The sequence below is a fragment of the Pseudomonas sp. Irchel s3a10 genome, from assembly GCF_900187525.1.
GTDB lineage: Bacteria > Pseudomonadota > Gammaproteobacteria > Pseudomonadales > Pseudomonadaceae > Aquipseudomonas > Aquipseudomonas koreensis_G.
In genome coordinates, this window is the sequence record NZ_FYDR01000007.1 from 136,391 (window position 1) to 161,432 (window position 25,042).

The 25,042-nt window shown below is 62.2% G+C and carries 24 protein-coding genes; 13 read left to right on the forward strand and 11 right to left on the reverse strand.

Annotated elements, in window-relative coordinates; translation table 11 throughout:
- Nucleotides 1–51: 51 nt before the first annotated feature.
- From CKW11_RS20945 to CKW11_RS20960, 3 genes are all read left to right on the forward strand, one after another.
- The gene (locus tag CKW11_RS20945) at nt 52–1,701 is read left to right on the forward strand and encodes an acyl-CoA dehydrogenase family protein (protein ID WP_095139225.1); all 1,650 of its coding nucleotides are present in this window, start codon (nt 52–54) and stop codon (nt 1,699–1,701) included.
- A gap of 182 nt (nt 1,702–1,883) precedes the next feature.
- Entirely contained in the window at nt 1,884–3,383 is a 1,500-nt protein-coding gene (amn, locus tag CKW11_RS20955) for an AMP nucleosidase (protein WP_177440024.1), read from the forward strand.
- 72 nt (nt 3,384–3,455) lie between these two features.
- The gene (locus CKW11_RS20960) at nt 3,456–4,091 is read left to right on the forward strand and encodes a pseudouridine synthase (RefSeq protein WP_095139229.1); all 636 of its coding nucleotides are present in this window, start codon (nt 3,456–3,458) and stop codon (nt 4,089–4,091) included.
- On the opposite strand, the gene CKW11_RS20965 is transcribed toward CKW11_RS20960, so the two are convergent.
- Entirely contained in the window at nt 4,086–4,295 is a 210-nt protein-coding gene (locus CKW11_RS20965) for a DUF2788 domain-containing protein (protein ID WP_003228500.1), read from the reverse strand. The genes CKW11_RS20960 and CKW11_RS20965 overlap by 6 nt on opposite strands.
- A 587-nt stretch (nt 4,296–4,882) precedes the next feature.
- The gene (locus CKW11_RS20970) at nt 4,883–5,362 is read right to left on the reverse strand and encodes an Lrp/AsnC family transcriptional regulator (protein WP_008081091.1); all 480 of its coding nucleotides are present in this window, start codon (nt 5,360–5,362) and stop codon (nt 4,883–4,885) included.
- Between the two features lie 455 nt (nt 5,363–5,817).
- Between CKW11_RS20970 and CKW11_RS20975 the strand changes: the two genes are divergently transcribed.
- Complete coding sequence (locus CKW11_RS20975; protein ID WP_095139231.1) at nt 5,818–6,849, forward strand: DUF6515 family protein; 1,032 nt, start codon at nt 5,818–5,820, stop codon at nt 6,847–6,849.
- Here CKW11_RS20975 and CKW11_RS20980 read toward each other — a convergent pair.
- Together CKW11_RS20980 and CKW11_RS20985 are read right to left on the reverse strand one after the other, a co-directional pair.
- A complete protein-coding gene (locus CKW11_RS20980) occupies nt 6,843–7,751 on the reverse strand; it encodes a cation diffusion facilitator family transporter (RefSeq protein ID WP_095139233.1) in 909 nt (302 codons plus the stop codon). The genes CKW11_RS20975 and CKW11_RS20980 overlap by 7 nt on opposite strands.
- 15 nt (nt 7,752–7,766) lie before the next feature.
- The gene (locus tag CKW11_RS20985) at nt 7,767–8,186 is read right to left on the reverse strand and encodes a polyribonucleotide nucleotidyltransferase (RefSeq protein WP_095139235.1); all 420 of its coding nucleotides are present in this window, start codon (nt 8,184–8,186) and stop codon (nt 7,767–7,769) included.
- Nucleotides 8,187–8,297: 111 nt separating this feature from the next.
- Between CKW11_RS20985 and hrpB the strand changes: the two genes are divergently transcribed.
- A complete protein-coding gene (gene hrpB, locus CKW11_RS20990; RefSeq protein ID WP_095139237.1) occupies nt 8,298–10,817 on the forward strand; it encodes an ATP-dependent helicase HrpB in 2,520 nt (839 codons plus the stop codon).
- 161 nt (nt 10,818–10,978) lie between these two features.
- Here the strand turns inward: hrpB and CKW11_RS20995 are convergent, their stop codons facing one another.
- Both CKW11_RS20995 and CKW11_RS21000 read right to left on the reverse strand, forming a co-directional pair.
- Nucleotides 10,979–12,058, reverse strand: a complete 1,080-nt coding sequence (locus tag CKW11_RS20995) for an endonuclease/exonuclease/phosphatase family protein (protein ID WP_095139239.1) — start codon at nt 12,056–12,058, stop codon at nt 10,979–10,981.
- A 74-nt stretch (nt 12,059–12,132) separates the two neighbouring features.
- On the reverse strand, nt 12,133–12,807 hold the full coding sequence (locus CKW11_RS21000) for a YciC family protein (RefSeq protein ID WP_095139241.1): 675 nt from the start codon (nt 12,805–12,807) through the stop codon (nt 12,133–12,135).
- 178 nt (nt 12,808–12,985) lie between these two features.
- Here CKW11_RS21000 and CKW11_RS21005 point away from each other — a divergent pair, with 178 nt between their 5' ends.
- The 3 genes from CKW11_RS21005 to CKW11_RS21015 all read left to right on the forward strand — a co-directional run bounded on the left by CKW11_RS21005 (nt 12,986) and on the right by CKW11_RS21015 (nt 15,099).
- Nucleotides 12,986–13,744, forward strand: coding sequence for a DUF2076 domain-containing protein (locus tag CKW11_RS21005; protein ID WP_095139243.1), 759 nt, complete (start codon nt 12,986–12,988; stop codon nt 13,742–13,744).
- 245 nt (nt 13,745–13,989) lie between these two features.
- On the forward strand, nt 13,990–14,469 hold the full coding sequence (locus tag CKW11_RS21010; protein ID WP_007963710.1) for an NYN domain-containing protein: 480 nt from the start codon (nt 13,990–13,992) through the stop codon (nt 14,467–14,469).
- 24 nt (nt 14,470–14,493) lie between these two features.
- Complete coding sequence (locus CKW11_RS21015) at nt 14,494–15,099, forward strand: PolC-type DNA polymerase III (RefSeq protein WP_095139244.1); 606 nt, start codon at nt 14,494–14,496, stop codon at nt 15,097–15,099.
- Between the two features lie 135 nt (nt 15,100–15,234).
- Here CKW11_RS21015 and CKW11_RS21020 read toward each other — a convergent pair whose 3' ends face one another.
- Nucleotides 15,235–15,687 carry an Lrp/AsnC family transcriptional regulator gene (locus tag CKW11_RS21020; RefSeq protein WP_095139246.1) on the reverse strand — a complete coding sequence of 151 codons (453 nt, stop codon included), beginning with the start codon at nt 15,685–15,687 and terminating at the stop codon, nt 15,235–15,237.
- A gap of 163 nt (nt 15,688–15,850) precedes the next feature.
- Between CKW11_RS21020 and yedA the strand changes: the two genes are divergently transcribed.
- A complete protein-coding gene (gene yedA / locus CKW11_RS21025) occupies nt 15,851–16,777 on the forward strand; it encodes a drug/metabolite exporter YedA (protein WP_095139248.1) in 927 nt (308 codons plus the stop codon).
- Between the two features lie 80 nt (nt 16,778–16,857).
- Nucleotides 16,858–18,198, forward strand: a complete 1,341-nt coding sequence (locus CKW11_RS21030) for a DEAD/DEAH box helicase (protein ID WP_095139250.1) — start codon at nt 16,858–16,860, stop codon at nt 18,196–18,198.
- A gap of 117 nt (nt 18,199–18,315) precedes the next feature.
- On the opposite strand, the gene CKW11_RS21035 is transcribed toward CKW11_RS21030, so the two are convergent.
- Both CKW11_RS21035 and CKW11_RS21040 read right to left on the reverse strand, forming a co-directional pair.
- Nucleotides 18,316–19,557, reverse strand: a complete 1,242-nt coding sequence (locus CKW11_RS21035; RefSeq protein WP_095139252.1) for a TIGR03862 family flavoprotein — start codon at nt 19,555–19,557, stop codon at nt 18,316–18,318.
- A gap of 281 nt (nt 19,558–19,838) precedes the next feature.
- Nucleotides 19,839–20,759 (reverse strand): histone deacetylase, encoded by a 921-nt coding sequence (locus CKW11_RS21040; protein WP_047296732.1) that lies wholly within the window; start codon nt 20,757–20,759, stop codon nt 19,839–19,841.
- 82 nt (nt 20,760–20,841) lie between these two features.
- Between CKW11_RS21040 and CKW11_RS21045 the strand changes: the two genes are divergently transcribed.
- The 3 genes from CKW11_RS21045 to CKW11_RS21055 all read left to right on the forward strand — a co-directional run bounded on the left by CKW11_RS21045 (nt 20,842) and on the right by CKW11_RS21055 (nt 22,976).
- Nucleotides 20,842–21,411, forward strand: a complete 570-nt coding sequence (locus CKW11_RS21045; protein WP_095139254.1) for a GNAT family N-acetyltransferase — start codon at nt 20,842–20,844, stop codon at nt 21,409–21,411.
- A 105-nt stretch (nt 21,412–21,516) separates the two neighbouring features.
- Nucleotides 21,517–22,386 (forward strand): acyl-CoA thioesterase II, encoded by an 870-nt coding sequence (gene tesB, locus CKW11_RS21050; protein WP_003228466.1) that lies wholly within the window; start codon nt 21,517–21,519, stop codon nt 22,384–22,386.
- Nucleotides 22,383–22,976 carry an HAD family hydrolase gene (locus CKW11_RS21055; protein ID WP_095139255.1) on the forward strand — a complete coding sequence of 198 codons (594 nt, stop codon included), beginning with the start codon at nt 22,383–22,385 and terminating at the stop codon, nt 22,974–22,976. The genes tesB and CKW11_RS21055 overlap by 4 nt, the downstream gene beginning before the upstream one ends.
- A gap of 115 nt (nt 22,977–23,091) precedes the next feature.
- Here CKW11_RS21055 and CKW11_RS21060 read toward each other — a convergent pair whose 3' ends face one another.
- On the reverse strand, nt 23,092–24,045 hold the full coding sequence (locus CKW11_RS21060; RefSeq protein WP_095139256.1) for an alpha/beta hydrolase: 954 nt from the start codon (nt 24,043–24,045) through the stop codon (nt 23,092–23,094).
- Nucleotides 24,046–24,939, reverse strand: coding sequence for a neutral zinc metallopeptidase (locus tag CKW11_RS21065; protein ID WP_095139257.1), 894 nt, complete (start codon nt 24,937–24,939; stop codon nt 24,046–24,048).
- Nucleotides 24,940–25,042: the final 103 nt, after the last annotated feature.

Here is a 25,042-nt window from a genome sequence, read left to right on the forward strand (position 1 = left end):
TCTCGGGCCGGTGCTTAACTGAATCCCTTGGCTGACCAAAGGAGCCCCGTCATGAACCTGCATCAGTTCGCCGAAACCCACGAAGTCACCAACCAGCCACCGTCGCTGGACGGTGCCAACCTGTATCGCATCGACCTGCCATTGCAGGAGTGGTCGCGCCGCTTTGGCGCCGGGTGGGCCGAGTCGCGGATCGATGCCTACGGTGCGCTGGCCGGCGGGCCGTTGATGGAGGCCGGGTTCCTTGCCAATCAGAACAAACCGGTGTTCGTCAGCCATGACCGCTACGGCCATCGCATCGATCTGGTGGAATTCCATCCCGCTTATCACGAGCTGATGCGCACCGCGATCGAACATGGCCTGACTTCATTGCCATGGGCCCATACGCAGGACGGCGCGCATGTCGCCCGCGCCTCGATGAGCTATCTGCACAGCCAGGCCGAGGCGGGCAGCGGTTGCCCGTTGACCATGACCTTCGCCAGCGTCCCGGCCATGCGTCTGCAGCCGGATCTGGCCGGACAGTGGGTGCCGAAAATCCTCGCCACCGAATACGACCCGCGCAACGTCAGCATGGCGCACAAGGCCGGCGTGACCATCGGCATGGCGATGACCGAGAAACAGGGCGGCACCGATGTGCGGGCCAACACCACCAAGGCCTATCCGGTTGGCGCCAGTGGCCCGGGGCAGGCCTATGAACTGGTCGGGCACAAGTGGTTCTGCTCGGCGCCGATGTGCGATGCGTTCCTGACGCTGGCGCAGACCGACAAGGGCCTGACCTGCTTCCTGTTGCCGCGCCATCGCCCGGACGACACGCGCAATCAGTTCTACATCCAGCGCCTGAAAAACAAACTCGGCAATCAGTCCAACGCCTCCAGCGAAGTTGAATTCCGTGGCGCTCTGGCGTGGATGGTCGGCGAAGAAGGGCGCGGTGTGCCGACCATCATCGAGATGGTGGCGATGACCCGTTTCGATTGCATGGTCGGCTCCAGCTCGCTGATGCGTCAGGCGCTGACTCAGGCCAGCCACCACTGCGCGCACCGCAAGGTCGGCGGCAAACTGCTCAGCGAACAGCCGTTGATGCAGAACGTGCTGGCCGATCTGGCGCTGGAAAGCGAGGCTGCACTGGCCCTGAGCCTGCGTATGGGCAAGGCGCTGGATCATCTGGATGATCGCCACGAAGCACAATTCGCCCGGCTGGTGACGGCGGTGGGCAAGTACTGGATCTGCAAACGCGCCCCCGGAATGATCAACGAAGCCGCCGAATGCATGGGCGGCGCCGGGTATGTCGAGGAGAGCATCCTGCCACGGCTGTATCGCGAGGCGCCGGTCAACTCGACGTGGGAAGGCTCGGGGAATGTGCAGTGCCTCGACGTGTTGCGCGCACTGTCGAAAGAACCGGGTGTGCTCGATGTGTTGTTCAGTGAGTTGGGCGACGGCCATGGCGACAAACGCCTGGCCGCGCATATCCAGCAGTTGCAGGCGCAGTTCAAGGACACCAGCGACATTCAGTATCGGGCGCGCCAACTCACCGAAGACATCGCGCTCGGCTTGCAGGCCAAGCTATTGCTGGAAGCCGGCAACTCGGCGGTCAGCGACGCGTTCATTGCCAGCCGCCTGAGCGGTGGCGGCCGCGTCTACGGCGCCTTGCCGCGTGGGCTGGACGTTGAGTCCATCGTCGCCCGCTCGACCCCGCAGATTCTCTGACCCACCACAAATCCCCTTGTGGGAGCGGGCTTGCTCGCGAATGCGGTGTGTCAGTCAATGGATAGGTCGACTGACACAGCGCATTCGCGAGCAAGCCCGCTCCCACAGGGGATCTCCATTGACAGGGAGATTTGGGTACACCCACAACGCCACTGTTCCCGTGAGACCACGATGCAGGCAAGATGAAGCCCTGCAAGTCAGAACACAGGAAGCTGATCGTGACCGAAGCGTTTATTGTCGTTCAAACCGCCGAACAAGCCGTGGATCGTCTGGCCGAGCTGCATGAGCGGGCCACCACTGCGCTGAATTCGGCGCTCAAGCGTTACCTCAAGGATCGCGTCGAGCCTGACGCCGAACAGCGTGCTCTGTTTCGTTACCCCGAACTGCGTCTGACCTACCTGTGTCAGGGCGAAGTCCCGCAGACCACCCGCGCCTACGCCAAGGTGCAACTGCCGGGCACTTACAGCGTCACCGTCACCCACCCAAAGGCGTTCCGCAAATACCTGCTGGAACAGCTGGTGCCGTTGATGCATGACTTCACGGTGACCGTGGAAGTCGGTGTCAGCCAACAGAACATTCCGTACCCGTACGTAGTCGAGCAAGGCGATGAACTGGCCGGCTCCGGCGTCACCGCTGCGGTGCTGGCGCGGGTGTTCCCGAGTACCGACCTGTCCGCGGCCACCGATGGCATCGCCGACGGCCTCTACGATTGGGAAAACACTGATCCGCTGCCACTGGCGCTGTTCGACGCCGCACGGGTCGACTTCTCCCTGCGCCGTCTGGTGCACTACACCGGCAGCGACTGGCGGCATGTGCAGCCGTGGATTCTGCTGACCAACTATCACCGCTACGTCGACCAGTTCATCGTTCATGGCCTGGAACAACTGCGCAACGATCCGCGTTTCGTGCGCATGGTTCTGCCGGGCAACGTGATCATCGAGAAGGGCATGGATCACGGCGAAGCCTCGGCGATCGCCGCTGGCGTGGTCTGGCACCGCTACCAGATGCCGGCCTATCACCTGATCGCCAATGACGGCCACGGTGTGACCCTGGTCAACATCGGTGTCGGCCCGTCCAACGCCAAGAACATCACCGACCACCTGGCGGTGCTGCGTCCGCATTGCTGGCTGATGATCGGTCACTGCGGCGGTCTGCGTCAGTCGCAGACCATCGGCGATTACGTGCTGGCCCACGCCTACATGCGTCGTGACGGGATTCTCGACCGCGTGGTGCCTCCTAACATTCCGATCCCGGCGCTGGCCGAAGTGCAACTGGCGCTGCAGCAAGCAGCCGCCAATATCACCGGCGAGAAGGGCGAGGAGCTGAAAAAACGTCTGCGCACCGGCACCGTGCTGACCTACGACGACCGCAACTGGGAACTGCGCTGGGCGCAGGAGCGTCCGCTGATCAACCTGTCCCGCGCCGTGGCCGTGGACATGGAAAGCGGCACCATCGCCGCCCAGGGTTATCGCCTGCGGGTGCCTTACGGCACGTTGCTGTGCGTTTCGGACAAACCGCTGCACAGCGAAATCAAGCTGCCGGGTTCGGCCAACGCGTTCTACGAGCGTGCGGTCAGCCAGCACTTGAAGATCGGCATCGCGGCGGTGGATCTGCTGCGCACCGAACTCAACTCGTTGCATTCGCGCAAACTGCGCAGCTTCGACGAGCCGCCGTTCCGCTAACGGTTAGTCGTGGTCATTTGGCGGTCGGGGCACTAGCATTAGCAGCCCTGATCGCTAAATGTCTGTTCTCTTATGTCCCGTCCCCCGCGTCCACCTTCCCGCCGTCCCGGCGCGAAGCCTCCGTCGTCCCCTGCGCGCCGTGTCGCCAAGGCGCCGCCGGCCGAGCCGAAGCTGATCCTGTTCAACAAACCGTTCGATGTGCTGACGCAGTTCAGCGACGAAGGCGGGCGGGCAACGCTCAAGGATTTTATAGATCTGCCTGGCATTTATCCGGCCGGACGCCTTGATCGCGACAGCGAAGGTTTGCTGCTGCTGACCAACGACGGCCAGTTGCAGGCGCGGATTGCCGACCCGAAACACAAGTTGCCGAAGACCTACTGGGTACAGGTCGAAGGCGAGCCGACGGTCGAGCAATTGCAGCGTTTGCGTGATGGCGTCGAGCTGAATGACGGCATGACCCTGCCCGCCGAGGCGCGGCAACTGGAAGAACCTGAACTGTGGCCACGCAATCCGCCGGTACGCTTTCGCAAAAGCGTGCCGACCAGTTGGCTGGAGTTGGTGATTCGTGAAGGGCGCAACCGTCAGGTGCGGCGGATGACCGCTGCGGTGGGGCTGCCGACGTTGCGGCTGGTGCGGGTGCGGATTGGCGACTGGACGCTCGAAGGGCTCGATCAGGGCCAATGGAAAGAAGTACCGGCGCGGTTATAGAGCGCCGGATTCGATCAGGCCGATCACCACACTCTTGATGATGAACGCAGCCACGCCCAGGCCCAGCACGAAGAACAGAATGAACGAGCCGAAACGCCCGGCCTTGGACTTCTTCGCCAGATCCCAGACGATGAAACCCATGAAAATGATCAGGATGCTGACCAGGCCAGTCATCATCCATTCTTCGAATACTGCTGGATCCATCGGGCATCTCCGGCGCGCACAGGGCTGAAAAAGGGCTGGGCGATTATACGCCGAGGGTGGCGGAGGCCGCATTGATCTGCGTCGGTGTGCCGCAGTTATGGGGTGCCTGTACCGGCCTCTTCGCGAGCAAGCCCGCTCCCACAGTGGATCTCGGTTGAACACAAATTGTGTGCTTGACGAAGCTCAACTGTGGGGTGCCTGTACCGGCCTCTTCGCGAGCAAGCTCGCTCCCACAGTGGGTCTCGGTTGAACACAAATTGTGTGCTTGACGAAGCTCAACTGTGGGGTGCCTGTACCGGCCTCTTCGCGAGCAAGCCCGCTCCCACAGTGGATCTCGGTTGAACACAAATTGTGTGCTTGACGAAGCTCAACTGTGGGGTGCCTGTACCGGCCTCTTCGCGAGCAAGCTCGCTCCCACAGTGGATCTCGGTTGAACACAGATAGTGTGCTTGACGAAGCTCAACTGTGGGGTGCCTGTACCGGCCTCTTCGCGAGCAAGCCCGCTCCCACAGGGGATCTCGGTTGAACACAGATAGTGTGCTTGACGAAGCTCAACTGTGGGAGCGGGCTTGCTCGCGAAGGCGATGTCAGTTGCGCAGATGCGTCAGCGGCAGTTCGGTGCTGTTGAGCACCTGATTCAGCACAAAACTCGAGCGCACGCTGGTCACCCCTTCAATCCGGGTCAGATGCCCCAGCAGCAGCTTCTGATAGTGATCCATGTCCGGCACCACGACTTTCAATTGGTAGTCGGCATCCACGCCGGTCACCAGGCTGCACTCCAGCACCTGCGGCAGGGTGCGGATCGCCGCTTCGAAGTTCTCGAAACGCTCCGGTGTGTGCCGGTCCATGCCGATCAGCACGTAGGCGGTCAGGCTCAGGCCGAGCATCTTGCGGTCGAGCAGAGCGACCTGGCGCGAAATGTAGCCGTCGTCCTCCAGTTGCTTGACCCGGCGCGAGCAGGGCGAGGGCGACAGACCGATGCGCTCGGCCAGTTCCTGGTTGGAGATGCGGGCGTCGCGCTGCAATTCCGCCAAAATACTCAGGTCGTAACGGTCGAGTTTGCTCATGAAACAGTCCTTGGTTGTAACTATTGCGGAGGATTATCTATCCAGGGTTAAAAATTGCGCAAGCAGTGTTTATTTGAGCAATCTTCGCAATCCTCTGTCGCGCCTTGCGGCCTATTCTTATCACCAGAATCACTGCTCGGTAACACAGTCCACTGCGGCCCGCCCAATCAGGCCCGCCGCGGCGGCCACCCCCACCGGGGATGTGCCGGCCCCCGAGCTGCACACTGTCCAGAAGACGGCGTGAGGTGAGCCGACGTCAAAAGCGTCGAGCCAGGACGAAGTTCTCTAAAGGGAGGCCGACGGGTCTCCCTTTTTTCTTGCCCGCGATTTTTGTGCCTTGCCGCGTGGCCACCCTCAATAAATAAGTCTCGTGACTGATAACCTGTCGCAGAACCCGGTGTGCGTATTCCCGGTCTTAGCTACAAGCCCTCTTAATACCCGCAGTGAGGAAAAGCATGAAGTCGCGCATCTGGCGTCTGGCCGGTGTTGGTTTGCTGTGTGTGAGTGTCGGTGCGCAAGCGCTGGCCGACGAGCCACAGAATCGTGGCCCCGATAATAACGGGCGCGGCGGTGAGCATCAGGGCAATCAGGGCCGTGGCGGCGATCATCAGCCCCGCGGGCAGAACAATCCGCCGCCGCAAAATCAGCCGCGGCCGCAGAACAACGAAATCATTCGGGGCGACAATAGCCGCCAGTTCGAGCACAACGGCCAGCAGTACAACAATGGCCAGTGGCAGAACCAGAACCGCGCGCCGAACCCGCCTGGTCCGGTGCATCAGGCACCACCGTCGAACAACCTGCCGATCCAGCCACGGCCCGACACCGTGCGCCAGACTCAGGAACCACGTCAGGGTTACTACCGTGACGAACGTCCGCAGAATGGTTACCACAACCAGCAATGGCAAACCGGCAACCGGCCCAATGACAATCGCTGGCCGGGTCGCCCGGACGGACACGGCAACGGTTGGGGCCCAGGCCCGCAATACCGTCCGGGGCATGTGATCGACCGTTTCCCGGACCGTGAATATCGCGTGCCGTATCGCGGTCAGGATTACTTCTATTCCGGCGGCTACTGGTACCGCCCGCAAGGCCCGCGCTACATCGTCGTGCAACCGCCGCGCGGGATCCGCGTTCAGTATCTGCCGGATTACGCCCGTGAAGTGTGGATCGGCGGTGCGCTGCTGTTCCTCGCTGCCGGTTCCTACTATGCGTATCAGGAAGCCACCCAGGATTACGTCGTGGTCGAGCCGCCGGTGCAGCCGCCGCAGCCGCAGTCCCAAGGCTACGACGTCGTAGCGTACCCGGCCAACGGCCAGTCGCCCGAGCAGGTGCAGCAAGACGGTTACCAGTGCTATCAGTACGCCGTGCAGCAAAGCGGTTTCGATCCGCGGACCGCGACGTATCAACCGGCGCCCGAAGTGGTTCAGGCCTATCGTCAGGCGCAGGGCAATTGCCTGAGCAGTCGCGGTTATCAGGTCAGTTACTGAAGCCGGGTTTGCGCCCGTTCTGACTTGACCACTTCCTGCGGGTCGGCGTGCACCAGCACTTCGGCTCGCGGGTAGGCTTTGTGAATGGCATCGGCGGCTTGGTCGCTGATGCCGTGCGCCACCGACAACGTCAATTCCCCCGGCAATTCCAGGTGCAACTGCACAAACCAGTGGTTGCCGGAGATCCGCGTGCGCAAGTCATGCGCGCCCAACACACCCGGCACGCTGCAGGCCAGTTCGAGCATGTGCTGACTGACATCGGTTGGCAGCTCCTCATCCATCAGCACCGAAAAACTTTCCCGGGCGATCTGGATTGCACTCCACAGAATGTAGGCGGCAATTCCCAGTCCGAACCAGGCATCCAGTTGATGCCAGCCGAATCCGGCCAGCATCAGCGCCACCAGAATACTGCCGTTGAGTAACAGATCGGATCGGTAATGCAGTGAGTCGGCACGCACGGCGTTGGAGCCGGTCTGCTTGATCACTCGATGCTGCAGCACCAGCAAGGCCACCGTCAGCAGCAATGAGAAAATGATCACGCCAATGCTGATCCACGGCGCGCCGAGCGGTTCCGGGCGCTGGATGCGTTCGTATGCCTGAAACGCGATCAACATCGCACTGCCACCGATAAACAGCGCCTGCGCCATGCCTGCCAGCGATTCAGCCTTGCCGTGGCCGTAACGGTGATCGTCATCGGCCGGGCGCAGCGCGTAATGCACCGCTAGCAGATTGAGCAGCGAAGTGACGCCATCCAGCGCCGAGTCGGTGAGGCCGGCGAGCATGCTGACCGAACCGCTCAGCCACCAGGCGATGGCTTTGGCGATGATCAGCGTGCAGGCCACCGCCACCGAGGCGCGGGTTGCCAGCCGCAGCAGGCGGGCGTGTTCGGGGCTGGAGGTCATGGGGCAGGAATGTCCTTATGCGGCAGGTTGCAGGCCAAACATCGCCAGTTGTTGCGTGCTGCCCTTGTGCTGGATCAGGCGCGGATCGTCCAGCGGCAGATTGCGGCCCAGTTCTGTTTCGAGAATAGCCTGCAACTTGAGGTTATCGACCTGACCGTCCGGGCCGATGGCTTGTTTGAGTTTGGCCGGATCGACCTGAGCGGTGTGGCCCGGTTCGAAATAGATCGCGCCAGTGGCGAAGTCCACCGCAAAGGCGATCAGCCCGGGAATCACGTAGAACAGCAGGCCCACAGCGTCGAGTACGGCAATCGCCGGGTCAATCTTGCCATCGATCTGCCCGCGACGATCCGGATAGAAAATCGATCCGCAGGCCGTGAGTTGAGTGAGCAGGGTGGCGACCAGTACACCGCCGATCAGGCGAGAAGGTAAGCGCATGTGATGGATCTCCTGAGTCATCTAAAAACGAAGCAGCGTTGTGTGGAATTAAGACCCTGACAAACGCCTGGCAGTTCGCCGTTATACTCGCGCCTCTGTTTGGGAGCCAGCATGATTTCTTTGCCGATTGATGAAGTTTTACCCGCCCTGCGTGAAGCCTTGGCGACACGCCACGAAGCCGTGCTCGAAGCACCGCCCGGCGCTGGTAAAACCACCCGCGTGCCTTTGGCCTTGCTCGATGAAGCGTGGCTGGCCGGGCAGACCATTCTGATGCTCGAACCACGCCGTCTCGCCGCGCGAGCCGCTGCCGAACGGTTGGCCAGCGAACTGGGTGAGAAGGTCGGTGAAACCGTCGGTTATCGCATCCGCCTCGACAGCAAGGTCGGCCCCAATACCCGTATCGAAGTGGTCACCGAGGGGATTCTCACCCGACGTCTGCAGGATGATCCGGCGCTGGAAGGCGTCGGTCTGCTGATCTTCGACGAATTTCACGAACGCAGTCTTGATGCCGATCTGGCCTTGGCTCTGAGTTTGAACGGTCGTGAACTGTTCCGCGCTGAACAGCCGCTGAAGATTCTGCTGATGTCCGCCACGCTGGAAGGCGAGCGTCTGGCCGGGTTGCTGGATGACGCGCCGATCCTGCGCAGCGAAGGGCGCATGTACCCGGTGACGATGCGCTGGGGCCGGCCGTTCCAGCCCGGCGAATACATCGACCAGCGCGTGACCCAGACCGTCCTCGAAGCGCTGCACGATGAGACTGGCAGCCTGCTGGTGTTCTTGCCGGGGCAGGCGGAAATCCGTCGGGTGCATCAGCAACTGAGCGATGCCATCGGCGAGCGTAAAGACGTATTGCTCTGCCCGTTACACGGTGAACTGGACCTGAATGCCCAGCGCGCTGCCATCGACCCGGCCCCGGCCGGCCAGCGCAAAGTGGTGCTGGCGACCAACATCGCCGAGACCAGCCTGACCATAAACGGCGTGCGCGTGGTGATCGACGCCGGGCTGGCGCGGGTGCCGCGTTTCGACCCAGGCAGCGGCATGACCCGCCTCGATACGCAGCGCATTTCCAGGGCCAGCGCCACCCAGCGTGCGGGCCGGGCCGGACGTCTGGAGCCGGGTGTGTGTTACCGCTTGTGGTCGCAGGATCAGCACGAGCAACTCGCCGCTTACGGCAGTGCCGAAATTCTGTCGGCGGATCTGGCGAGTCTGGCGCTGCAACTCGGACGCTGGGGCGTGACGCCGGGCGAACTGGTCTGGCTCGATGTGCCGCCGGCTGCAGCTTTTGCACAGGCACAGGATTTGTTGCAGCGCCTGGGCGCACTCGAAGGCGATGCGCTGACTGCACACGGTCAGGCCATGGCCGAGCTGCCGGCGCATCCGCGCATCGCCCACCTGTTGCTGCGCGGTCAGGCGCTGGGGCTGGCGAACATGGCGTGCGACGTCGCGGCACTGCTCGGCGAGCGCGATATCCTGCGCGGTGCCGGTGCCGATCTGCACAGCCGCCTGGCGCTGCTCTGCGGCGAAGAGCGCGCGGCACGCGGGGCTCAGGGCGGCGTACAACGCGCCCGGCAACTGGCGCGGCAATATCGCGGTTACCTGCGCGGCAAGGCCAGCGCACCGGTCAGCGATCCCGATCATCCGCGCTGGCTCGGTGCGCTGCTGGCGCTAGCCTACCCGGATCGTGTCGCCCAACAGCGGCGTGCCGGTGGCGCCGAATATCGTCTGGCCAATGGTCGCGCTGCGCTGTTCGCCGAAGCCGACAGCCTGATGAAGGAGGCGTGGATCGTCATCGCCGACCTCGGCAGTCGTCAGGGCCAGCGTGAGGAGCGGATTTACCTGGCGGCGGATTTCGATCCGGCGCTGTTCGATTCGGTGCTCGCCGAACAGGTGCACGCCGTCGATCAACTGGACTGGGACGAGCGCGAAGGCGTGCTGCGCGCCGAGCGTCAGCGCAAGGTAGGCGAACTGATCCTCAGCCGCGAGCCGTTGACCGGTCTCGACGAAGCGGCGCGCAGTCAGGCGCTGGTCAATCTGGTGCGGCGCAAGGGGCTGGAGTTGTTGCCATGGACGCCGGAGTTGCGCCAGTGGCAGGCGCGGGTCGCGTTGCTGCGGCAACTGGATCTGAACGCTCAGGCCGAAAGCCAATGGCCGGATGTCAGCGATGCAACGTTGCTGAACACTCTTGAGCATTGGTTAATGCCTTACTTGGGCAAGGTCTCGCGGCTCAGCCATTTCGCCAATCTGGACCTGTCGAGCATCGTCCGCAATCTGCTGCCGTGGCCGTTGCCGCAGAGGCTTGATGAGCTGGCGCCGCATCACATCAGCGTGCCGTCGGGGTCATCGATTCGTCTGGATTACAGCGAGTTTCCGCCGATTCTCGCGGTGCGTTTGCAGGAGCTGTTTGGTCTGGCCGAGACGCCGCGAATTGCTGGCGGCCGGCAAGTGGTCAAGCTGCACCTGTTGTCCCCGGCGCGCCGGCCGGTGCAGGTGACGCAGGATCTGGCCAACTTCTGGCGCAGCACCTATGCCGAGGTGAAGAAGGATCTGAAGGGGCGCTATCCGAAGCATTATTGGCCGGATGATCCGTTGGTGGCCGAGGCGACTGCGCGGGCCAAACCGCGCGGCACCTGAAGAGCAAAACATCGCAGCCTGCCACCCAATCACGGTACGACATAAATCTACTGTGGGAGCGGGCTTGCTCGCGAAGGCGGTGCGCCAGGCACGGATGCATCAACTGACACAACGCTTTCGCGAGCAAGCCCGCTCCCACAGGGGGATATCGTGTTAACTGGCTACTGGGCCGCGGGCAGCAGGAACCGCGCAATCACCGGCAAGTGATCGGAAATGCGCAACGTATCGTCCTGGCGCACCCGCGCTTCGACCCGTTTGATTTTCGGGCTGTAGAACAGATAGTCGACGGTGCGATCCGGGCCATTCAGTCCGGGGTCGTTGGGGTAGTGGGTCAGCCAGTGGGCGCGGTCGATGCCGCTGGCTTCGTTGTTGGTCGGGATCATCGGGTACTTGTCCCATAACAGATGCAGGGCGCTGTCGATCGCGTAGGGCGTGCGCTGCTCGGCGGGCAGACGCTGATACTGGCCCAGCGGCAACAGATTGAAGTCGCCGCCGATCAGCCATGGCAGGCCCTGGCTTTCGTACTTGTCGAGCACCTTGGTCACCGCTGTCACCTGTGCCTGCAAGGTATCGTCCGGTTGACGGGCGCGATCCAGATGGGTGTTGAATACCGTCAGTTGCCCTCCGTCGCTCAGCGGCAGCTTGGTGGCGAGCAAGGCGTCTTTGGGTTGGAACTGACGGGAGATGAAATTCGCCGGGGGCACCGGCAATTGCAGGCGTTCGGCGTGTTCGATGCGGTAACGGCTCAGGGTCACCAGTTGCCGGCCAACGCTGCCGAAGATATGCGGGTCGGGGACGAACTCGGCTTTCCAGTCGAAAGCATGGGCGCTGCACGGGTAGAGATCGGTGACCCGTTCCTGCAGCAGCTTGAGCTGATTCTGGTAATCACTGGCCTTGGCGCCGTCATCCAGCTCCTGCAGCAGCACCACGTCGGGCTGCTCGTCGCGGATCACCCGTGCCACTTCGTCGAGACTGAAGGCCATGTCTTCCGGGGATGGTGCTTCATCAGAGCCTTGGGCGAGATCGTTCCAGAACACGTAGCGCTTGCCAGCCAGATACTGCACGTTCCAGGTCATGACTTTCAGCGCTTGCCCGGGCACCAGGGTCGGCGGCGTACCGCTGCAGGTGACGGGCAAGGTTTCTCGCGCATCGGGGCGCCAGGTCAGGCTGTAGATCAGCCCGCCGATCACGGCGATGGCGAGCACAATCAGCAACAGGGTGTAGCGCAGCAGACGGGGCATGGCTCGGCTTATCGCGTTACAAAAGTGATCCCGAGCATACCCGACCGCGGACCCTTGTCCCAAGGGCCGCGAGGTCAGACCGCTCCGTTACGTTTGTCAGGCAATTCGCTGATCAGCATGAACAGGCGGAACAGCACCACGCTGGTGAACAGTTGCAGGAAACTGTGCGCACTGTCGATCAGTACCGCGATCAGCGGATTCTGCGGGTCGGGGTACACCGCCAGCGTTGCACCCTTGAGCAGCCACAGCGGCCCCATCACACACAGAATGCACAGCAGGATCCGCCAGAAATGCCCACGGGTCAGGCGCAGGCTTTCCTTCATCGCCTGCAACGGCCCCATCCCGCGCAGCACCAGCAGGTATTCAGCGAATGCGAGCATGACCATCAGCATCAGGCCCGGCAGGAAGTACAGCGACAACCCCAGCAGAATCAGCAAGGTATTGAGCGCCGTGAGCAGGGCGAGGCGCGGCCACAGGCGGACGGACATTGCCAGCAGGTCGAGGTTGCGCGGAGCGTCGCCACGGGTGCGGGCGTCGAGGAACAGGATCAGCGCGGCGGTGTACAGCGGATACACCAGCAGACCGACGACCACGCTGGCGGCGGAGAAACCGTCGGGGTCAGTGGCGCGATCCACCACTTGCTGCAGCACGGCCTCGAAGATCACCAGCGGCAGGCATAACTGCACGATGCTGACCAGGTGGCGTTTGAAAAAATACAGAGAGTCGCGCAGTACATCGAAGGCATTCATCAGTCGGTATCGCAGGTCGAAAACAGTGGCTCACTTTAACCGATGACGCGCGGGCCGACACAAACGTAAACATTCGGTAAAGGTCGTTGAAACATCCTGTCACTGCCTCCATTACAGAGGTGCGCCATGTCCGCAGTGGGCACGGGCAACGTTATCCCCGGCAATCTACGAGGTCGCCATGAACAGCGAAGAGCAAACCCTGATCGATGGACTGTTTTCCCGGCTGCAACAGGCCGAAACGGAGGCAGCCCCGCGCGACGCCCAGGCCGAGGCGCGGATCAAGGAACACCTGACCCGCCAGCCGGCGGCAGGTTATTTCATGACCCAGGCGATTCTGGTGCAAGAGGCGGCGATCAAGAGCCTCGACGAACAGAACAAGCAACTGACCCGACAAGTCCAGCAGTTGCAGGCTGAACTGCAAGCGTCCAAATCCCAGACTGCGGCCCCGGCGCCAAGCGGCGGCGGTGGTTTCCTGTCGAGCATCTTCGGCGGCGGCAACTCGCGTCCGGCGCCGACCCAAAGCGCTCCGGCGTCCACCGGTGGCTGGCGTGAACCGGCACCGCAGCAGAACTTCGGTGCGCCAGCGCCACAACAGAACTATGCTGCGCCGCCGCCGAACTACGCCCAGCAAGCCGCTCCGGCCGCGGGCAGCAGCTTCCTCGGCGGCGCCCTGAAAACTGCCGCTGGCGTGGCCGGTGGCGTGATGCTGGCGCAGGGCATCAGCAGCCTGTTCCATCACAACCAGCAGCCTGAAGAAATCGTTGAAGTGATCAAGGAAGAGCCGGCGCAGGTGGCTGACCAGAGCGGCAACGATTGGGGCAATGACCAGCGTGTGGCCGATAACGGTTTCACTGGCAATGACCAGGGCGGATTTACCGATACAGACTACAGCGATGACAACTCGTCGTTCTTTGATGACGACGATTCGTTCGTCTGAGTGATAGGCCGCCAGTATCAAACCTGTGGTGAGGGGATTTATCCCCGATGGAGTGCGCAGCAGTCCCATTTTCGGGGCCGCTGCGCTGCCCATCGGGGATAAATCCCCTCGCCACAAGCCACCATCCGTCCGGAGTGGTGGGTCGATTATTCGCGCCACCTTCCTGTGGGCTGGCATACTGAGCGCCTTTTTCGGGCCTGGTGCCTGATTCCGCTTCGTGCGCTCGCGCGCTCACAGGAATTCCGGTGAAAAAAATCGCAGTGTTCGCCGACGTGCAGAACCTCTACTACACCGTGCGTCAGGCCTATGGTTGCCATTTCAACTACGCCGCGCTGTGGGCTGACATTAGCAAGCAAGGGCAGATCGTCGAGGCCTATGCCTATGCCATCGACCGTGGCGACAGCAAGCAGCAGCAGTTCCAGCAGATCCTGCGCAACCTCGGTTTCACCGTGAAGCTCAAACCCTATATCCAGCGCAGCGACGGCTCGGCCAAGGGCGACTGGGACGTGGGCATCACCCTCGACATCATGGACGCCGCCGACCATGTCGACGAAATCGTCCTGGCCTCCGGTGACGGTGATTTCGACATGCTGCTCGAACGCATCATCAGCAAGCACGGCGTACAGGCAGTGGCCTACGGCGTGCCGGGCCTGACCGCCAACTCGCTGATCCGCGCTGCCAGCCGTTATGTGCCAATTGAAGGCGCGCTGTTGCTCAAAAATTGATTTTTGTACGGAGTTGAACCCGGTTTGGAACGCATTGCAGTCATCGACTTTGAAACCACCGGCCTGTCGCCGAACAGCAGCTGTCGCGCCACGGAAATCGCCGTGGTCATGCTGGAAAACGGCCGTATCGTCGAGCGTTACCAGAGCCTGATGAACGCCGGCGTCCGCGTTCCAGCGTTCATCGAACAACTGACCGGCATCAGCAACGCCATGCTGCGCAGCGCGCCGCCGGCAGAGCGGGTGATGGAAGAGGTCAACGAATTCGTCGGCTGCACGCCACTGGTCGCGCACAATGCCTCGTTCGACCAGAAGTTTTGGGACTTCGAGCTTGGACGGATCAAACGCACCCGTCTGCAGAATTTCGCCTGTTCGTTGCTGCTGGCCCGGCGCCTGATGCCGGCGGCTCCGAATCACAAGCTCGGCACGCTCACCACGTTCGCTCGCCTGCCGCACACCGGCCAGGCGCACAGGGCGATGGCGGATGCCGAGATGGCAGCCAATCTGATGGCGCATCTGGCGGAAGAACTGCGGCACAAGCATGGGGTGCGGGAGCTGAACCATGATCTGCTGTGCAAACTGCAGAAAGTCCCGGCCGCGAAAGTCAGCGAACACCTGCTGCGCTACCGCTGATCTCGAAGTCACCAAAAATCCCCTGTGGGAGCGGGTTTGCTCGCGAAAACGGTGTGTCATTCGGCAAATATGTTGTCTGACATTCCCTCTTCGCGAGCAAGCCCGCTCCCACATTTGGAACTTCTGAATTCCTGACTATTTACCGTTACCTTCGATGTGGCTCAGCGGCACGCGCTTCTCGATTGCGCTCGACAACACAATCGAGGTCTTGCTGAAGCCGAACTTCGCCACGCGATTGATCAGCTCTTCCAGCTCCGTCATCGAACCCACCGCACCCTTCATCATCACGCACGGATCCCCTGTCACTCGAAAGCATTCGGTCAACTGCGGGATTTTTACCAGTTCGTCGTAGACCTTCTGGCTGCCGTTCTGGTGCAGGCGCAATTCGATCATGCACTGGATCGGCAAGCCGATTTTCGACAGGTCGATGTTCGCCTGATACCCGGTGATCACTCCGGCTGCTTCAAGCTTGGCCACGCGCTCGGCCACTGCCGGGGCGGACAGGTTCACCTTGCGCGCGAGATCGGCGTAGGACGCGCGACCGTTTTCCAACAGGGCGCTGAGCAGCATGCGGTCGTATTTGTCCAAGGCCGGACTCCTGAAATTGCCAGACTTTCGAAATCGCGGTTTATCCCGTCGATCTCCGTTGTTTCAAAAGTGTACTGGCTCGATAAACAGGTTTTGTAGCTTATTTTTGCTCGCCGGCCTTTCTAGAATAATTCACACCCTGCCTCTGACTGTCGAGCTGCCCATGCCTGCCTTGCGCCGTTTTTCCTTGCCGTTGATCGCCGCGTTTTTCGCGCTGTATGTGATTTGGGGATCGACGTATCTGGTGATCCGCCTCGGCGTCGAATACTGGCCACCGCTGATGCTTGGCGGGGTGCGCTTCGTGATTGCCGGCAGCCTGATGTACGCCTTCCTGCGCTGGCGCGGGGCACCGGCGCCGACCTGGGCGCAGTGGAAAGCGGCGGGGATCATCGGGATTCTGTTGCTCAGCTTCGGTAACGGCGCGGTCAGTGTCGCCGAGCACACGGGGGTGGCTTCCGGCGTGGCGGCACTGGCGGTGGCGACGGTGCCGTTGTTCACGTTGCTCTTCGGGTATTTCTGGGGCGCGCGCAATACGCGCCTGGAGTGGGCCGGGGTGGCGTTGGGGATTGTCGGCATCGCCATGCTCAACATGGGTTCCAACCTGCAATCGAGTCCGATGGGCGCGGCGCTGTTGATTTTTGCGGCGGCGACCTGGGCGTTCGGTTCGGTGTGGAGCAAGCACCTGCCGCTGCCGCAAGGGGCGATGGCCAGTGCCGTGGAGATGCTGGTGGGCGGCGTGGTGCTGTTGATCGGCAGCGCAGTGAGCGGCGAGCACCTGCAAGCCATGCCGCCGGTGGAAGGCTGGCTGGCCCTGGGTTATCTGATCTTCTTCGGCTCGATCATCGCTTTCAATTCCTACATGTACCTGCTCAAACACGTGCGTCCGGCGGCGGCCACCAGCTATGCCTACGTCAACCCGGCGGTGGCGGTGTTGCTGGGGATCGTGTTTGTCGGCGAGACCATCGGCATGGAAGAAGCGCTGGCGATGCTGGTGATCATCAGTGCCGTGGTGCTGATCGGTCTGCCGCAGTGGCGGCGGCCGGCGCAGCCGCTCGTCGCTGAGCCACCGAAGACCGCCGTTCCAGCATAACAGCGTGTGAATTAGGGTAAACTGCGCGCCATTGCACACTCGTGTCGCACAATTGCGCTGAATTTTCCTACGGTACTCCCATGACTTTCGCCACCCTTGGCCTGATCGAACCCTTGCTGCGCTCCCTCGAGACGCTCGGCTACCAGACTCCAACGCCGGTTCAGGCGCAAGCCATTCCGGCCGTGCTGGCCGGTCGCGACCTGATGGCTGCGGCCCAGACCGGCACCGGCAAGACCGCCGGTTTCGCCTTGCCGCTGCTGCAGTTGCTGGCCATGGAAGGGCCGAAAGTCACCGCCAACTCGGTTCGCGCGCTGATTCTGGTGCCGACCCGCGAACTCGCCGAGCAGGTGCACGAATCCGTGCGCCAGTACGCCGAAAATGTGCCACTGCGCACTTATGCGGTGTACGGCGGCGTCAGCATCAACCCGCAAATGATGAAGCTGCGCGGCGGCGTCGATCTGCTGGTGGCGACACCGGGCCGTCTGCTCGACCTGTTCCGTCAGAACGCGCTGAAATTCAATCAGTTGCAAACCCTGGTGCTCGACGAAGCCGACCGCATGCTCGACCTCGGCTTCTCCGAAGAGCTGGCGAACATCTACCGTGCGTTGCCGAAGAAGCGCCAGACGTTGTTGTTCTCCGCGACCTTCTCCGATGACATCCGACTGCTGGCCGGCCAGATGCTCAACGATCCGCTGAGTATTGAAGTCAGCCCGCGCAACGTCGCGGCCAACACCGTCAAGCAGTGGGTGGTGACGGTGGACAAGAAGCGCAAGCCGGAACTGTTCGTGCACCTGATGCGCAAGAACAAGTGGAAGCAGGTGCTGGTGTTTGCCAAAACCCGCAATGGAGTGGACGCGCTGGTGGAAAAACTCCAAGGCCTCGGTGTGAACGCCGACGGTATCCACGGCGACAAGCCGCAGGCTACCCGTCAGCGTGCGCTGGATCGTTTCAAACTCAGTGAAGTGCAGATTCTGGTGGCGACCGATGTCGCGGCCCGTGGTCTGGATATCGAAGACCTGCCGTTGGTGGTCAACTTCGACCTGCCGATCGTGGCCGAGGATTACATCCACCGCATTGGTCGTACCGGCCGTGCCGGGGCGACGGGCGAGGCGATTTCGCTGGTGTGTGCCGATGAAGTGAACATGCTCTCCGCAATCGAGATGCTCACGCGTCAGACCCTGAAGCGCCAGAACGAGCCGGACTTCGAACCTGAGCACCGCGTGCCGGATACCGATGCCAGCGGTCAGGTGATCAAGAAGCCGAAGAAACCGAAAAAGCCGAAAACGTCCGGCGGCGGTGGCGGCAAGCGCAATCTGGGCAAGTGGGTCGACAGTGGAGACACTCAGGCACCGGAGCCGTCGATCAAGCCTGTGCGTAAAGTGCCGGTGTTCAATACCGGGCCACGCAAGCGCAAGCCGTGATGTGATGTGGCGTCTGTAGAGGCGCCTTCGCGAGCAAGCCCGCTCCCACATTGGTCTTCAGTGAAATGCAGACCTCCTGTGGGAGCGGGCTTGCTCGCGAAGGGCGCGCCGCGGTCTTCAGCCCTTACTCTGCAACCACTCCAACATTGCCAATCCCGCCGCACGCCCGCTGGCAAAACACGCCGTCAGCAGATACCCGCCAGTTGGCGCCTCCCAATCCAGCATCTCCCCCGCACAAAACACCCCCGGCAACGCCTTGAGCATCAAGCGCTCGTCCATCGCCTCAAACGTCACGCCACCGGCGCTGCTGATGGCTTCGTCCAGGGGCCGCGCTTTCACCAATGTCAGCGGCAACGCCTTGATCGCCCGCGCCAACAACGTCGGATCAGCGAAGGTTGCCGCGTCAGTCAATTCCCGCAACAACGCCGCTTTCACCCCATCAATCCCAACCTGACTGTGCAGATGCTTGGCCATCGAACGCGAGCCGCGCGGTTTGCTCAACGCTGCCTGCAATTTATCCACAGGTCGGCCGGGCAACAGATCGATGTGCACCGTGGCTGAGCCATACGCATTGATCGCCTCGCGAATCTGCGCCGACAGCGCGTAGATCAGGCTGCCTTCAACCCCGGTCGCGGTGATCACGCATTCGCCCAAGCGTGGCACGTCGTCGTTCAAACCGATGGCGACATTTTTCAGCGGTGCGCCGGCAAATTTGCTGACAAGCAATTCGCTCCAGGCCTGCACCTCGAATCCGCAATTGCTCGGCTGCAAGGGCGCCAGTCCAACGCCTTTTTGCTCCAGAGGCAGTATCCACGCGCCATCCGAACCCAGGCGCGACCAGCTGCCGCCGCCGAGGGCGAGCAGGGTGGTGTCGGGTTTGACGGTGATTTCGCCGTCGGGGCTGCTGATGCGCAGTGCACCGTGTTCATCCCAGCCGATCCAGCGATGACGGGTGTGGATAACCACGCCACTGTCGCGCAGGCGCTTGAGCCAGGCGCGCAGCAGCGGCGCGGCTTTCATGTCGGTGGGGAACACCCGGCCGGAGCTGCCGATAAAGGTTTCGATACCCAGATCATGAATCCAGCGGCACAACGCGTCGGCGTCGAAGCCGCGCAGCAAGGGCGCGATCTGCGGCGCGCGTTCGGCGTAGCGCGCGAGGAATGCCGGGTAAGGCTCGGAGTGGGTGATGTTCATGCCGCCAACCCCGGCCAGCAGGAACTTGCGCCCCACCGAGGGCATGCCGTCGTACAGATCGACGCGCACGCCGGCCTGGCTCAGCACTTCGGCGGCCATCAGGCCGGCGGGGCCACCGCCAATGATGGCGACGTGAGCGGGGAAGGGGGCGGAGGTCTGGGTCATGGCGTGCGCTGCGGTATGGCGGGATAAGGCGCGCATTCTAACAGCGCAGACCTTTGTAGGAGTGAGCCTGCTCGCGATGGCGGTTTATCAGGCGACATAAGTGCTGAATGTTGGTCCGCCATCGCGAGCAGGCTCACTCCTACAAAGAGATCGAGGTGAATTCAGTATGTGGTTAAAAAATAACCATCGTGCTGCAGGCCATGTTCGATATGGCCTGTAGTCCCTTTCGCTCAGGTTATCCACAGGCCGTTCCACAGCCATTGTGGGTAACGCAGCACAGCTTAGTGACAACCGTGTGACGTCCAGACCCGTTGCGCGCTGTGATGGAGGATGCCGTGGCGGCGGGCGAGGGCGTGGCGATCCTTGCTGTAGCCGCCGCCGATCACGCCGACTACCGGGATGTCGCGGCCCAGGCAATGGCGCATCACGCTTTCATCGCGGGCGGCGACGCCTTCGTCTGTCAGCTGCAGATAACCGAGTGCGTCGTCCTTGTGCACATCGACCCCGGCGTCGTACAGCACCAGGTCCGGTTGATACAGCGGCAGCAGGTAGTTGAGGGTGTCATCCACCACCTTCAGATAGTCGCCATCGCCCATGCCTTTGGGCAGCGGAATGTCCCAGTCGCTTTCGGCCTTGCGTGCAGGAAAATTCTTTTCGCAATGCAGGGAAACGGTGATCGCCTCCGGGGTGTCATGCAGGATCCGCGCGGTGCCATCGCCCTGATGCACGTCGCAATCGAAGATCAGCACCCGGTTCACCCGGCCGCTTTGCAGCAGGTAATGGCTGATGATCGCTAGGTCGTTGAAAATGCAGAACCCGGCCGGGTAGTCGTAGTGGGCGTGATGGGTGCCGCCGGCGAGGTGACAGGCCAGACCGTGCTCCAGGGCTTTTTCTGCCGCCAGAATCGAGCCGCCGACCGCCCGTACCGTGCGCCGCGCCAGGGCTTCGTTCCACGGCAGGCCGAGGCGCCGCTGGTCTTCGCGGGACAACTCGCCGCTCATGTAGCGTTCGATATAGCGACGGTCATGGGCGAGGGCGAGGATGTCGTTGGGGCAGATCTCGGGACGCAGCAGGTCGGCGTCGCGGGTCAGGCCGCTGTCGACCAGGTGATCGCGCAGCAAGCGGAACTTGTCCATTGGAAAGCGGTGATCCGCCGGAAACTCGGGGCTGTAGTCTTCGTGATAGATCAGCGGCAGTGGCATGGCGACTTCATGTAGGAACGATGGAAAGAGTGAAGGATCCTACCAGCGATGTAGACTTGCGGCATGGAAACGGAGGGGCACGATGGAGCCGATACTGCAACTGGAAAGTGCACGATTGCTGCTGCGCCAATGGCAGGACGAGGATTTGCCGGCATTTGCGGCGATGTGTGCCGATCCGCAGGTCATGCGTTACTTTCCACAGCCCTTGAGCCGTCTGGAAAGTGCATCGCTCATTGGGCGGGTGCGCGGACATTTTGCCGAACACGGTTTCGGATTATGGGCGCTGGAGCGCAAGGACAGCGGTGAGTTCATCGGTTTCACTGGTCTGGGTGTGGTCGGTTTCGATGCCCCATTCACCCCGGCGGTGGAAATCGGCTGGCGTCTGGCCCGCGAGCATTGGGGCCTGGGCTATGCCAGTGAAGCGGCCTGGACCGCTCTGCGTTGCGGCTTTGACCGGTTGTCGCTGAAGGAAATCGTGTCTTTCACCGCCCAGAGCAATCTGCCCTCGGAGAAAGTCATGCAGGCGATTGGCATGCATCACGATCCGGCCGATGATTTCGATCACCCCAAACTTGCCGTCGATCACCCGTTGCGTCGGCATCTGTTGTACCGCATCACCCGGGAGCAATGGCTGCAGACCTTGCATGGCTAAGCCGACACGGACGTTTACAATGGCGCGACAATGGCTCGCGCCAGAACCTGAATGGGCCGCCGCAGCCAAGACTGCGCGGCATAGCGTTGTGTGAGGAGAGTCTGAATGAGCCAAGTGTTGGAAGATCTGGTCGACCTGCTGACCCTGGAGCCGATCGAGGAAAACCTGTTCCGTGGCCGCAGCCAGGACTTGGGTTTCCGTCAGTTGTTCGGTGGCCAGGTGCTCGGTCAGTCGCTGTCGGCGGCCAGTCAGACGGTTGAAGAGGCGCGTCATGTGCATTCGATGCACGGCTATTTTTTGCGCCCGGGCGACGCCAAGTTGCCGGTGGTGTACTCGGTAGATCGCGTGCGTGACGGCGGCAGTTTCAGCACCCGGCGGGTCACGGCCATTCAGAAGGGGCACCCGATCTTTACCTGCAGCGCGTCGTTTCAATATGACGAGGCAGGCTTCGAGCACCAGAGCCAGATGCCAGTGGTGGTCGGCCCGGAAAACCTGCCGTCGGAGCTGGAACTGACCCAGCAACGTGCGCACCTGATCCCCGAGCACATGCGCGAAAAACTGCTGTGCCCGAAGCCGATCGAAGTGCGCCCGGTCACTGAAAAAGACCCGTATAACCCGCAGCCCGCCGATCCGGTGAAGTATGTGTGGTTCCGTGCCGACGGTGCACTGGCCGACATTCCGGCGCTGCACAAATACCTGCTGGCCTACGCCTCGGACTTCGGCTTGCTGACCACCTCGATGCTGCCCCACGGCAAGTCGGTCTGGCAGAAAGACATGCAGGTCGCCAGCCTTGATCACGCGTTGTGGTTCCACAACGATCTGCGCGCCGATGACTGGTTGCTCTACGCGATGGACAGCCCGTGGGCCGGCAATTCCCGGGGTTTCTCCCGTGGCAGCGTGTACAACCGCGCCGGGCAACTGGTGGCGTCGGTGACCCAGGAAGGCCTGATTCGTCACCGCAAGGACTGGGCATGAGCCTGAGCGATGTGAAGCACTGGGTGTTCGACATGGACGGCACCCTGACCATCGCCGTGCATGACTTTGCGGCGATCCGCGTGGCGCTGGCAATTCCTCCCGAGGACGACATTCTCACCCATCTCGCGGCGCTGCCTGCTGATGAAGCCGCAGCGAAACACGCGTGGTTGCTGGAGCATGAGCGCGATCTGGCGCTGGGTTCAAAACCGGCGGTGGGTGCGGTGGAGCTGGTGCGCGACCTGCACGGGCGCGGTTATCGGCTCGGCATCCTGACGCGCAATGCACGGGAGCTGGCGCATGTGACGCTTGACGCAATTGGCCTGGCCGACTGTTTCGCCGTGGACGATGTGCTGGGCCGTGATGAAGCACCGCCGAAGCCGCATCCCGGCGGGTTGCTGAAACTGGCCGAGGCCTGGAGCGTGCCGGCCAGCGAGATGGTGATGGTCGGTGATTACCGCTTCGATCTGGATTGCGGGCGAGCGGCCGGGGCGCGGACAGTGCTGGTGAATCTGCCGGACAACCCGTGGCCGGAGCTGACGGATTGGCATGCGCAGGATTGTGTCGAGTTGCGGCGGATGCTTTTGGCCTGAGATCTTCGGTGCCTGTCAGATTGCCTTCGCGAGCAAGCTCGCTCCCACAGGGGAATGCATTCCAAATGTGGGAGCGGGCTTGCTCGCGAAGAGGCCAGAACGGCCAGCGCAAGAATTACTGATCAAACAGCGCTTTCAGCCCCTCCGGCGACGTCAACATCCCATCGCCGTCATGCCCGACCCCGGGCACTTCAACCAGCCGCTGATTGACCCCTTCCGGATGGCGGCGCAGCAGGTAGCCGAAAAACAGTTTGCCGCGCTCCAGCCGATACGCGCCCTGCGCCTCGGCGGCGCAACTCTTGTCCAGCGCCGGGTGCTGCGGGTCGGTGTCCTGCTGCCCCAGCAGATAAATCACTTCGCGTTTGATGTAACTGCTCTCAAGCTGCAACGGCGTTTGCCCACCGGCGTAGACCGGCATGTCTGCCAGCCCGTACTTCCAGCGATTGAATCCCGGACACTGTGCATGATCGAACGCCACCGGCCGTTGTTCGTTGAAATAAGCGTACGACGACGGATTGGCCACCACGTACCGCAGGCGAATGCCGTTAGCCTTCAGCGCCGGTTGCTCCTTGGCCAGCAGGGCATAACGCTGCACCACTTGACCGCCACCGGAATGGCCGAAAATCACGATCTGCTGCACGTCCGGAAACTGCTTGCGGTCGCTGACACGGGCGACGATTTCATCCAGCGCGGCGTAGGAACTCAGCGGATTCGGCCCTGTGGATAACCCGCCGCCCATCCACTCGTTGCCGTTCCAGCGCAGCAAGGTGTTGGGCAGGGAGTAAAGGGCGACGTCGCTTTCATTGAGAAACTGCGGCGCGATCACCAGCGTGTGCGCGGTTTGCCCGGCCAATTCGGTGGCGCGCTCGGCACTCTTGCGATAGGTCTCGGCGTTGCGCAGACGACCGTGAATGACGATCAGCACCCGTTCGATCTTTTCCGGCGCCGGGCCGATGCCCACGGCCATTTCGCCGGCCTTGAATTGCAGACGCCCGGAGCTGATGGCATCGACGCCCGCCGCGTGCGCGCTGCCGCCGATGATCAGTAAAGCCAAAAGCCATTTGCGCATTTACAGGTTTTTCGCCGCGAAGGTATCGCACTGGCCGACCTGGCCTTGAGCGAATCCGGTTTTGAACCAGCGCACCCTTTGCGCCGACGTGCCATGGGTAAACGAGTCCGGCACCACACGGCCCTGACCCTGTTGTTGCAGGCGATCATCACCGATGGCGTTGGCCGCGTTCAAGGCTTCTTCGATATCGCCCGGTTCCAGCCAGTTCAAACGCTTCTGCGCGTTGTAGGCCCAGACGCCGGCGAGGCAGTCGGCCTGCAGTTCCTGACGCACCAGCAAACCGCCGTCGCCTTCCATTTGCCGACCTTGCTGACGAGCCGTCTGAATTTTCGCCGAGACGCCGAGCAGCGTCTGCACATGGTGGCCGACTTCGTGCGCGATCACGTAGGCCTGGGCGAAGTCGCCGGCGGCCTTGAAGCGCTGGGCCATTTCCTGAAAGAACGCCATGTCCAGATAGACTTTCTGATCCGCCGGGCAATAGAACGGGCCGGTCGCCGAAGTCGCCAGCCCGCAGGCGGAATTCACCCGGTTGCTGAACAGCACCAGGGTCGGATCCTTATATTGGCGCCCGGCCTGCTGGAAAATCGCACCCCAGGTGTCTTCGGTATCGCCGAGGATCGAACGCACGAATTCGGCCTGCTGGTCGTTGACCGGTGGCGCCTGACGGGTTTGCGTCGAGGCCGGTGCCGATTGTTCGGTCATTTGCCCGGTGAGCTGGCCGAGGATCTGCAACGGATCCTGTCCGGTGATCCAGCCGATGCCGACGATCAGCAGGATCGCTCCCAGGCTAAGGCCTTTGCCGCCACCGAACCGCATGCCACCACCACCGCCGCCGCTATCATCGCCACGGGCATCGACGACGTTGTCACTGCGTCGGCCTTTTTTCCATAGCATGTGGGAATCCTCTTTTCTGTTCGTGGTGATGAGTGTTGCTTGTGTGGGAGTGTGGCGCCAGTCCGGTCGTCCGTCTATTGGCGTACACGCAAACAGGCCCGGC